Annotated in this window: 7 protein-coding genes and 3 pseudogenes; 3 read left to right on the top strand and 7 right to left on the bottom strand. The window is 33.1% G+C overall.

Annotation, left to right across the window (positions count from 1 at the left end; genetic code table 11):
- Window positions 1-586 (top strand): annotated as a pseudogene (locus BAQ46_RS31005) (exosporium leader peptide-containing protein); the annotation flags it as partial.
- A gap of 461 nt (window positions 587-1,047) precedes the next feature.
- Here BAQ46_RS31005 and BAQ46_RS03825 read toward each other — a convergent pair.
- The 5 genes and pseudogenes from BAQ46_RS03825 to BAQ46_RS03805 all read right to left on the bottom strand — a co-directional run.
- Window positions 1,048-1,521, bottom strand: a pseudogene (locus BAQ46_RS03825) (MarR family transcriptional regulator); the annotation flags it as partial.
- A gap of 264 nt (window positions 1,522-1,785) precedes the next feature.
- The gene (locus BAQ46_RS03820; protein WP_000620148.1) at window positions 1,786-2,232 is read right to left on the bottom strand and encodes a GNAT family N-acetyltransferase; all 447 of its coding nucleotides are present in this window, start codon (window positions 2,230-2,232) and stop codon (window positions 1,786-1,788) included.
- A 302-nt stretch (window positions 2,233-2,534) separates the two neighbouring features.
- Window positions 2,535-2,744 (bottom strand): annotated as a pseudogene (locus BAQ46_RS03815) (DUF421 domain-containing protein); the annotation flags it as partial.
- Window positions 2,745-3,012: 268 nt separating this feature from the next.
- Entirely contained in the window at window positions 3,013-3,534 is a 522-nt protein-coding gene (locus BAQ46_RS03810) for a DUF3967 domain-containing protein (RefSeq protein WP_000079496.1), read from the bottom strand.
- Window positions 3,535-3,714: 180 nt separating this feature from the next.
- Window positions 3,715-4,326, bottom strand: coding sequence for a cupin domain-containing protein (locus BAQ46_RS03805; RefSeq protein ID WP_071741637.1), 612 nt, complete (start codon window positions 4,324-4,326; stop codon window positions 3,715-3,717).
- 593 nt (window positions 4,327-4,919) lie between these two features.
- On the opposite strand from BAQ46_RS03805, the gene BAQ46_RS03800 reads away from it, so the two are divergent.
- Window positions 4,920-5,870, top strand: coding sequence for a nucleoside hydrolase (locus tag BAQ46_RS03800; RefSeq protein WP_071741636.1), 951 nt, complete (start codon window positions 4,920-4,922; stop codon window positions 5,868-5,870).
- A gap of 680 nt (window positions 5,871-6,550) precedes the next feature.
- On the opposite strand, the gene BAQ46_RS03790 is transcribed toward BAQ46_RS03800, so the two are convergent.
- Both BAQ46_RS03790 and BAQ46_RS03785 read right to left on the bottom strand, forming a co-directional pair.
- On the bottom strand, window positions 6,551-7,213 hold the full coding sequence (locus BAQ46_RS03790) for a MarR family transcriptional regulator (protein ID WP_000162379.1): 663 nt from the start codon (window positions 7,211-7,213) through the stop codon (window positions 6,551-6,553).
- A gap of 220 nt (window positions 7,214-7,433) precedes the next feature.
- Entirely contained in the window at window positions 7,434-8,900 is a 1,467-nt protein-coding gene (locus tag BAQ46_RS03785; protein WP_000901539.1) for a plasmid recombination protein, read from the bottom strand.
- A 1,109-nt stretch (window positions 8,901-10,009) separates the two neighbouring features.
- On the opposite strand from BAQ46_RS03785, the gene BAQ46_RS31640 reads away from it, so the two are divergent.
- Window positions 10,010-10,250: exosporium leader peptide-containing protein (locus tag BAQ46_RS31640; protein ID WP_116777220.1), on the top strand; the 241-nt coding region annotated here is incomplete at its 3' end.

The raw sequence follows: 10,250 nt of genomic DNA, 5'->3' as shown, positions 1-10,250 counted from the left end.
TGGAGCTACTGGATCTACTGGACCTACTGGATCTACAGGAGCTACAGGAGCTACTGGACCTACAGGAGCTACTGGACCTACTGGAGCTACTGGACCTACAGGAGCTACAGGAGCTACAGGATCTACTGGAGCTACTGGACCTACTGGAGCTACTGGAACTTTTTCTTCTGCTAACGCTAGTATAGTAACTCCTGCTCCTCAAACTGTTAATAATTTAGCACCTATTCAATTTACAGCACCAGTTTTAATAAGTAAAAATGTTACATTTAATGGTATTGATACTTTTACTATTCAAATTCCTGGTAATTACTTTTTTATTGGTGCTGTAATGACTTCAAATAATCAAGCTGGCCCTGTTGCTGTTGGTGTAGGATTTAATGGTATTCCAGTTCCTAGTTTAGATGGAGCTAATTATGGTACACCTACAGGTCAAGAAGTTGTTTGTTTCGGATTTTCTGGTCAAATACCAGCTGGCACAACAATTAATTTATATAATATTAGTGATAAAACTATTTCAATAGGTGGAGCTACAGCAGCAGGATCAAGTATTGTAGCAGCTAGATTATCTTTTTTTCGCATTTCTTAATTAATATTATTACAAATAATATTAATTATATAAAATTTTGCTTTTTGGCTAGAGTGCTGGCTCGTCGTGTGGGGGCGAAACCCCACGAATTACGTATCTATTTTAGAATAAAAACTATTTTTGGACGATTGATCTAAGCGATTCGGCTTGTATACTTGTTTGTTCAAGTCGAGAACCATTGTTTTGCTTTTTGTCTGTCGGCTTGGCGAAAAAATCATACAAGCCGAAAAAAGTTCCGCAAGGATAATTTTTTTAAAGGTGGAGATTTTTGAGCGTTATTTGCTCAAAAATACTACCTGTTCCTTGCGGAACTTTTAGCTCTATATATAAGAGTGAGAAGAACAAAATGAAAAAAGTTAATAATATCAAGGGTTCATAAGATGTTAGGTGTCATGTTTTCATGACACCTAACAATTGGGAAATAACAAAAAAAAAAAGAATACAATAGAAATTTGTATTCTTTAAAACAAATAAACAGGAAGTTTATACTTCTTTTTCCCTTTTTCTTCCAATTTAAAATTTTGTAATGAATCTCTAAAAATATGTTGTGTTGCTTTGTCTATACCATCCTTTGGACTACAACACATAATATTAGGATTTACAAACCATGTACGACTTGTACACACCCGACCATCTTCTGTTGTTACCCCTGCTTGCGCAACAGCTAATACTCCTTTTTTTAACAAAGTATTCATTGTACCTGAAATATTTTGACGAGCTATTTTAAACTTTTCACTCAAATATGTGGGAGATGCTGGACTACCTGTTTCACGTTCTACAATAACATTAGTCTTAAATTCCACAAATGAAGCTAATTTAAATAAAAAAGCTTCTTCTTTACTACTCAAATAACCAATCTCAGTCAAATAATTGATATTATCCATTATTAATTGCACAAACCTCACCCGATCTAAAGGTTTTCTCTTTTTTCCTATAAGGGGTAGCGTCAGGAAAATGCGTATTTACAACGCTAAGGAAGTTCCAATCATAAAAAAAGCCGATTTCCAGTCTCTCAAGGAATCGACTTTTTAATTTAGATTGTTGAACTAAAGCACCCTTTAGTTTAAGTGTAACTATTCACAAAACAAGAATACAAAAAGGGCTAGCAGCTGCCAACCTAAAACGTTCTATCTATTTGAAATATACTTTTAGCTATTCATCACTGCTGTTAGGTAATGAAACTGGAATATATTTGACACCTATTCTTTCACTATTGAGAGCCTCATAACAACTTCGTTTCCTTCCATTTCTCCCGTTTCTGAAAAACCAACTTTTTGATAAAGTTTTTTTGCCACTAAATTTTCTTCAACATAATTTATTTGGATATAGTCGAATAAATTTTCTTGCTTCAAAAATTCTATAGCTTTGTTTAATGCTTCTTTACCATAGCCTTTTCCTTGATATGCACTCCCTAACATAAATCGCCAAATCTCTACTTTCCTATTTTCTATTTTATAGTCAAACATTATAAATCCTACAATTGTATCATCATTATAAATAGCATAAGGCTTGGCTCTTTCGTAAAATACCCAGGCTTGTGCCAACGATCTCATATTTGATGAAACAAAGTTTTCCTGTTCTCCTACAAGTTCTAAGTCAAAAACTTTTTGGTAGTTATCAGCGTTTATTTTCTCTAATCTAATCATCTTATACATCTCCGAGTTTTGTTTAAATACTTGTTCTTGCGATAATTATAACATAATTTAAAAGACTGGGCAGGGGTTTATATATAACACTAAAATTTGTTGAAGTCTTAATATATATTTTAAATAACTTGCCTTTCACTAACCTGCCCCATTAGTTTAAGTACATTTTTTCACAATCTCAATAGAGTAAGCCTATTGGTACATAATTAAATTATCGTTAAATTAGGACTTCATAATTTCTCATAAGACTTGTATCAAAATGCTTAACGTTGTAAATCCGCATTTTTCTGACGCTACCCCAATACTAACATAAGAAAAGCAATGACTGCATGATGAGTTTTTATATTTAAATTAAATGCCAAATTCGCAATAATACTTCCGATAGAGATAGCACCAATAAAATCAAAAGTATTCATTTCAGCAATAATTTGCTTTCCTAGTAGTTTAGCTCCGATAAATAAAATCGAAAAAGCTAATAGTGTTCTCAAAATAATCTCTATATGTTCAGACACAAGTAGCTAACCCCTTTTGAATTAAGTGTTCGTATTATAACAATTTATATAAGGATAGTATGTGTCATTGTAAAAGAATTTATTATGTTCAATAGTATTAAATAATTCAAAATTAATGTCATGGTTATTCCTCTGTAGCTCCCCTTGACATCGGGGAGCTACTCCCAATTTTAGAAATTATAATAACACCACTTATAAGTAACAAAAAAGCTCACTCCTTATTTATTTTTATATAGGAGTAAGCTTTTCTCTATTATTAAATTCTAATTTATTTACCAAATAGACGACTCCAAAGCGATTTCCTCTGTTCTGAAGCTGCTATTAATCGCTTACTGTCTTGTATTTCTCTTAATACTTGCATTAATTGAATATCTCTTTGTTCTTCTCTTATTATTCTTTGAGCATCTGTTTCCTGTAAAAATTTACTTTGTTGATCCAATCTTTGAATTAATTCTAAATTAAGCTGTTCTAAACGTTCTATACGTTCTGATAATACTATTATCTGTTCTGTATCTACTACGCTATCTGTAGCAACAGTTGCTATCTCATTTTCTATAACACTTGTCATTGCTAGATTTACAGCCTGTTCTAGTGTTACGTTCTTCTTGTTCATAGCTGTTAATAGCCGTTCTATAATTGCTACATCCTTATGATAAAAAATTCTAGAATTATTACTACCGCGCTCGAAAGGATACCCAACTTCCTCCAGAGCAAGGCAATATTTACGCAAAGTACTTGAGCCAATCCCTAAATTCTTGGCTACCTCAGATCCCCAATAAGTTTGAGCCATATTTTGTCCTCCCTCTGCTTCAAGCTGTTCTCCAGTTGCTATATAGTCTTTTCCTTCTTTGAAAAGGTAACACCTTCTTTTTAAAATTTAAAGAAGAGTTTTCAATTGTTTTTTAAGATTAACAAAAGTTTATTTTTTTGCTTTTTAAAACACAGTTATAGATTTTATAATAAATCTTGATTAATAACCAACTGTATTCCTATTGCCATGACTATAATCTTCTTCCACAGCCAATGTATCTGCTTTAGTAACATGAACGGTACCAAATGAATGATTTGGAGGAGCATATATCGAATAAAGTTTTAACGGAATATTACCTGTGTTAATTACATTATGCCATGTTCCTGCAGGTATCATTATTGCAAAATCATCATAAGCATTTCTTTTGAAATTTAAATTATCTTTACTCTTTCCCATTTGAACAATCCCCTGACCTTGTTCAATACGTAAAAATTGATCAACATTAGGATGTATTTCCAAACCGATATCTTCACCAACATTAATGCTCATTAAGGTAACTTGTAAATGTTTCCCTGTCCATAAAGCAGTACGATACGTATTATTTTGCTTTGCTGCTTCATTGATATTAACAACAAATGGTTCTGATCCATAATCTTTTAACGAAATACTTCCATCACCATTGGAAAAACGAAAAAAATCAAATCTGTTTGTATAATCTATCTCATTAGGAAAAGTACAATAAACAGACTGTCTTCCATAGTTATACATTGGTATTGGTACATTAACATAATAAAGATATTGATATCGATACATAAAAGGAATATAGTGCATTTTTCTCAATCCTTCACAATTTTATAAAATTATCCTATGCACTGGTTAAGTCAATGTACTTAAAATTCAAAGTGACTTTTGTAAAGAAAGATTTTTAGCCTAAAACACTTATTTCATTAAATGGACCTTTAACTTAACAATACAATTGAAGTTTAAAAATCAAAAGAAAAAAACTATATCAACAAAGTTTTTCATCAAACTTTGTTTTAAAATTATCAATCTTTTTTATACAAGATTTTATACAATTTTTTGTACTAATACAGGACATTCGTAAACCGGAAAAACCATAGTATCTCAACAATGTATAAAATCATGCATAGGATGACAAACAAAGAAAAAGCGGAATCCTTATTATATCAATGGATTCCGCTTTTTCCTTGCTGCCGATAATGATGCGTTATGTTAACTGTACTTGTATACAATATACAAAACAAAAATACTTTTTTAGATGCAAACACATATAAGATATCTAAAGTTATAGATGAACAAAATGTACTATTGAAGAATATATAAAATATATATCAAATATAGTACAAACCTATTCATTACATCCTTAGTAAAAATAAAATTTTATGGCTTTTGGAGGAAAACATATGCCCAAAAAAGTTCTCTTGTTTACAGATTTGGGAATTGATGATGTGTTTGCTATTCTGTACACCTTTTTTCGTAATGATATCCAACTTGTGGGGATTGTAGCTGATTATGGAAATGTATCGAGAGAGAATGCTATAAAAAATATTAACTATTTGAAGTATATTTCGGGAAGAAAAGAGATACCCGTATTTCTCGGTGCTTCTGTACCTTTAACAGGTATATTGGTTCAATATTTTCCTGAAGTACATGGAAAAGTAGGACTAGGACCTATCATTCCACCTGAAATCCCTTATCCAATTTATCCCATAAATGATATTTACAAAATTATAAACTCAAATTTAGACGATCTTACAATTATCAATTTGGGAAGACTTTCCTCATTGGCTACGTCATTTATTTTGAATTTAGAAGCAATGCGGAATGTGAAAGAATACATTTGCATGGGTGGAGCCTTTTTTTACCCCGGAAACGTGACTGCTGTGGCTGAAGCTAACTTTTACGCAGACCCTTATGCAGCAAACTTAATTCTGCAGCATGCGAAGAATTTGACAATTATTCCATTAAACGTCACCCAACACGCGATTGTTACACCTGAAATGGTTCAACAAATTGATGCATTTCACCGGAATACACAAGACCTTGCAGGACTCATCATCAAACCTATGTTAGACTACTACTATAATTTCTACTCTAAATCGAATCCTGGCATAGGAGGAAGCCCTATGCATGATTTTGTAACAATATGGTATTTGTTGAATCCAGATGCAGTTCGTCTGTCAAAAGTGCCCATCAAAGTAATTCCCGATCAAGGAGAAGGATTTGGTCAAAGTATCGCAGACTTTCGTTTTGTGACAAATCCAGGTTATAAAACACATAATATCGCTTTTCAGTTCAATTATGAAAGATTTAAGAGAGATATTATGGAAACATTTTTAAGGAAAAGACTATAGCATATCCTAAGTAAAGATAAAAATACATATTTAAAAAAGAATTATTTATAGTTGGATGTATTGTAGTTGCTATGAGTTTACTAAAATAGAACTTCCTATATCGTGAATTATGTAAATAAGCCGTCCATATGGACGGCTTATTTTTGTTTAGCCTGATTTTGTCCTTGTTTTTTGGTCTACTTTTTGCTTTTTGGCTAGAGTGCTGGCTCGTCGTGTGGGGGCGAAACCCCACGTATTCCGTATCAATTTTGGAGTAAGCACTATTTTAGGACGAATGATCTAGGCGGTTCGGCTTGTATACTTACTAGTCCAAGTCGATCGGCATTGCTTTGCTTTTTGTCTGTCGGCTTGGCGAGAAAAGCATACAAGCCGAAAAAAGTTTTGCAAGGACATAATAAAAAAGAAAAGACGGTAGTCTTTAGGTGAGGATGAACGAACCGACTTTTTTATTATGAAGGTGGAGATTTTTGAGCGTTGTTTGCTCAAAAATACTACCTGTTCCTTGCGGAACTTTTAGCCCTATATATAAGAGTGAGAAGAGCAAAGTAAAGAAAGTCAGTAATATCAAGGGTTTAACAAGGGTAGGGTGTGGGAAAATTCCCACACATGTGTTGTTAAATTCCCACACCTAAAAAATGGAAAATAATAAAAAAAAAAAAGATGTCAATAACAAATGACATCTAAAATAAATAAATCGGTAAGTTATGTTTTTTCTTATCTCCAGTTATTTTAAAATTTCTAAGAGACTTCTTAAAAATCTTCATAGTAGCCTTGTCTACTCCATCTTTAGGGGAACAACATAAAACATTAGGATTCACAAACCAAGTACGAGAACTACAAATGCGACCATCTTCAGTTGTCATTCCAGATTCTGCAACAGCTAAAACACCTTTTTCCAATAAACCATTCATTAAATGAGAAAGATTACTTCTATCTTTTCCTAACTTCCTTGCTAAATAACTTGGTGTAGCTGCATCTGCATCTACTTCTTCAGAATCTTCATTTGAACATTCAATTAAAATATTAGTTTTAAACTCTATATACGGTGTTAAATCAATCAAAAAAGCTTTTTCAGCATTTGTCAGATATCCCGTTTTACATAGATAATTAATATTATCAGTAATTATCTGCACAAATCTCACCCGATCTGTAGGTTTTTTCTTTTTACCAATAAAATATTCTTCTCCACCAGACATTTTACTTAATACTTGTAGCATAATGACTCTTTCTTCTTCAGAAAGTCCGCCACTACCTTCAAGTTTTTCATAAATACTATTAATTTTACTATCTCTTTCTTTTGCTTTTTTTTCAGCTTGTCCAAAATCAATAATTTTCTTTGTCATATCTAAGTTAATTCCTCCTTAATTGAGGGAATCAACAAAAATACCTATTTTTTGCTATTTGATTATAAATCAAATTATGATAATCTATAATCAGATAAGTGAAGTTTAGGTATTTTCGTAAAATACCCTATGAAAAGAGTCATGTTCCCGCATGGCTCTTTTTTTCATTCTATCATGTTTTTAACAACCTTAAAGATAAAAACAAAGTTTCCCTGTTTTTTTACCGTTCCATATCAAATCCACGATGTTTATTCACCTCTTTTTTATGCTCACGTTCAAATTGATTATCTACTCCCTTGCTACCCAATTCATTTTTAACACTCTCTCTAAACCCCTTAAATTGCTCTTTTAAAACTTTTTTCGTTTGTACATATAAAACTCTTATATTCGTCTGCAAACCCTTTATATGAGCTTTTAACGAGCTAATTTCTCTATTTAATACACCAACTTCCTTTTGCAACTGGTTTTTTTCCTGTTTCAATGTTCTATTTTCTTTCATCCAACCGTCTGCAGTCATTTTTAAACTTTCATACTCTTTCACAAAGTCTGTTTCTCTCAAACGCTCATGATCCTTTTTGATAGTGACCGCTGCATTCACTTGCTTTGTTACTTCTTGATATTGTTCTGGTGATAACACATAATTTCTTGTCTGTTTCTTTGTAATTTCAGCTTTTCCAAACATTTTATCCTGTACTTCTACTACTACTTCTTTACGTAAAAATGGAATTTTAACAGGTTCATTTGGCACTCGATCACTAGCACTATCTAATTCTTTTTGCATTTGTTCTACTCTTTTTTCTAATTCCACATGACGCTGGCCAATTAGCTGCAGCTTTTCATTTTCACTCTCTACCTGTTGCTTTACTATCTCTAATTCTTTGTACGTATCAACAACATCACTTTCCAAACTCTTTTTCGTCATTTCTAATTCGTTTGTTTTCTCTTCAACATTTTTTAAATGATCGTCAATCGTTTGTAACTTAGTTTCTTTTTCCTCTACTTGATTTTCAATAGTTGACTTTGCTTCTGCATACTCCTTGTATTGACGGACTTTCATGTACTTATGTGAACCTACATTAGCACGTTCAAAATTCGGAATATATTCTTTAGCCAATTGCTCTATATAAGCGGTTTCCCTTTCTCTCCAATGCGCAATTAACTTTCTTCCCGTTCCTTCGACACCTTGTTGTTGCAAAGCTCTATCCATTCCGACACGCCTCGTTAATCCTCGACTACTTTCAAAGTTCGGTACATAGTTAATATGTAAATGTGGATTTGCTTCGTCATCATGTAAAACCATGTTATAGACTGCCAGATTGGGATTCCGCTCTTGAAACGCTTCAGCATACCGTTTTAACGCTTCTTTCTTAGCTTCCCTATACTTCGGGTCGTCTTTACCTTCTCCAATCGCTACGACCAATTCTCGTTGCTCATGCGTTTTATCATCTTTATGTATTTTGTCATAGTAATTCTCAATCTTACGGTCATTCCGTTTTTGCTTCTCGTTATACTTGTCCACCGCTTCTTGAAAGACATCCTTGTATACACTTCGGATGTCCTTTTGAACAAAGTAAATATTCTCCTCTGACCTAGCTGGATCAATGCCAGGATTCCCATGAATATTTTCCCTATTATTGTGGCTTAATGAACTTTGGTGAGATTGATTAAATGAGATAGAACCCAACATAAAGTGCCACCACTTTCCCTAGATTAATTGATACCATAAGTCTAGCAAAGCGACGAAATGGTGTCAATTAGAGTAACCCTATACGTATTTTGACGCTTTCGCATCAAAATCGATAGGGGTCTGCGACGCTTTTCGGCTTCGCCGAGCCATGCTTAGCATGGAAAAAACAACCTTGGACTCTGTCCAAACCTGCTGGGGAAATCTTCCCCAGACCCCCTTATCCAACTCCCCAACCCCTCAAATCCTTGAGGGCCTCCCTCGCCGGTTGGCGTCCCCAAAACAATTTGTTTTGGGGAACTGCCAAGAGGTTGGAAAATCAGATGCACGAGTCAATTCCTTAATGCTCCTTTCAAGAGATCAGCAAAAAAACGCTGATCTCTTTCAGTCCGCTTACCATTGACTCTTACCACTTATTTTTCTTCTCCCAATAATCACTTTACTAATTATTCAATACTACACTTATTAAAAAGTAAAAAGTTTTTGAGTTACTTTTTTTAAACGTATTTCAAATGCTTTTAAGTTGTATTAGGGGTCACCATACCATTTCAGGAAAATTGTACGTTTAGACACAATTCGGACACATTCCAAGCGTTTCCTGTACGCTAAGAGATATCTGTCCAGAAAACCTTATATTTATGAACAGAGGGTAAAACTCAACAATATCAACACGTTTTCTGACTATAATCATGTTCATAAAGCATGTAAACAAATCAATGTTCAATTAAACTTAGGTTTCTATCTTTCTGAACATGTATTTACCTTTAAAGATACTGTAAGAATAAGGTTTTGTAGTCCTTAGCGTACAATTTTCCCAAAATAATATGGTGACCCCTATTAAAAGAAATGAAACATTTATTTCAGCAGACTTTATAATTACACTTTTTAACAATACTTAATTATAAAATTCAATATAAGAACTTTTTTTTAAACTTATACATATAATAAATATTGACATAAATTCACCTGAATAGGGAAAAAAGAGATGAACTGGTCCTTCATCTCTTTTTTTATGTCAAAAAATTAATACATTTATAATAATCAATTTTATATCTTTATACATTTACTATATATAATATATTTTTTTAATAAACTAGATAGGAGGTTTCTATATGTCAAATAACAACATTCCATCACCGTTTTTTTTCAATAATTTCAATCCAGAATTAATAGGTCCAACATTCCCTCCTATTCCTCCACTTACTTTACCTACTGGACCTACAGGATCTACAGGATCTACAGGAGCTACAGGAGCTACAGGAGCTACTGGACCTACAGGATCTACAGGAGCTACTGGATCTACTGGACCTACTGGAGCTACTGGATCTACTGGACCTACTGGACCTACTGGAC

Source organism: Bacillus paranthracis, from assembly GCF_001883995.1.
Lineage (GTDB): Bacteria > Bacillota > Bacilli > Bacillales > Bacillaceae_G > Bacillus_A > Bacillus_A paranthracis.
This window is presented reverse-complemented; position numbering and strand designations above follow the sequence as displayed.

Excerpts from the sequence above, each read along its gene's own strand:
- BAQ46_RS03820 (WP_000620148.1), bottom strand. The coding sequence starts at position 2,232 with ATGATTAGATTAGAGAAAATAAACGCTGATAACTACCAAAAAGTTTTT.
- BAQ46_RS03810 (WP_000079496.1), bottom strand. The coding sequence starts at position 3,534 with ATGGCTCAAACTTATTGGGGATCTGAGGTAGCCAAGAATTTAGGGATT.
- BAQ46_RS03805 (WP_071741637.1), bottom strand. The coding sequence starts at position 4,326 with ATGCACTATATTCCTTTTATGTATCGATATCAATATCTTTATTATGTT.
- BAQ46_RS03800 (WP_071741636.1), top strand. The coding sequence starts at position 4,920 with ATGCCCAAAAAAGTTCTCTTGTTTACAGATTTGGGAATTGATGATGTG.
- BAQ46_RS03790 (WP_000162379.1), bottom strand. The coding sequence starts at position 7,213 with ATGACAAAGAAAATTATTGATTTTGGACAAGCTGAAAAAAAAGCAAAA.
- BAQ46_RS03785 (WP_000901539.1), bottom strand. The coding sequence starts at position 8,900 with ATGTTGGGTTCTATCTCATTTAATCAATCTCACCAAAGTTCATTAAGC.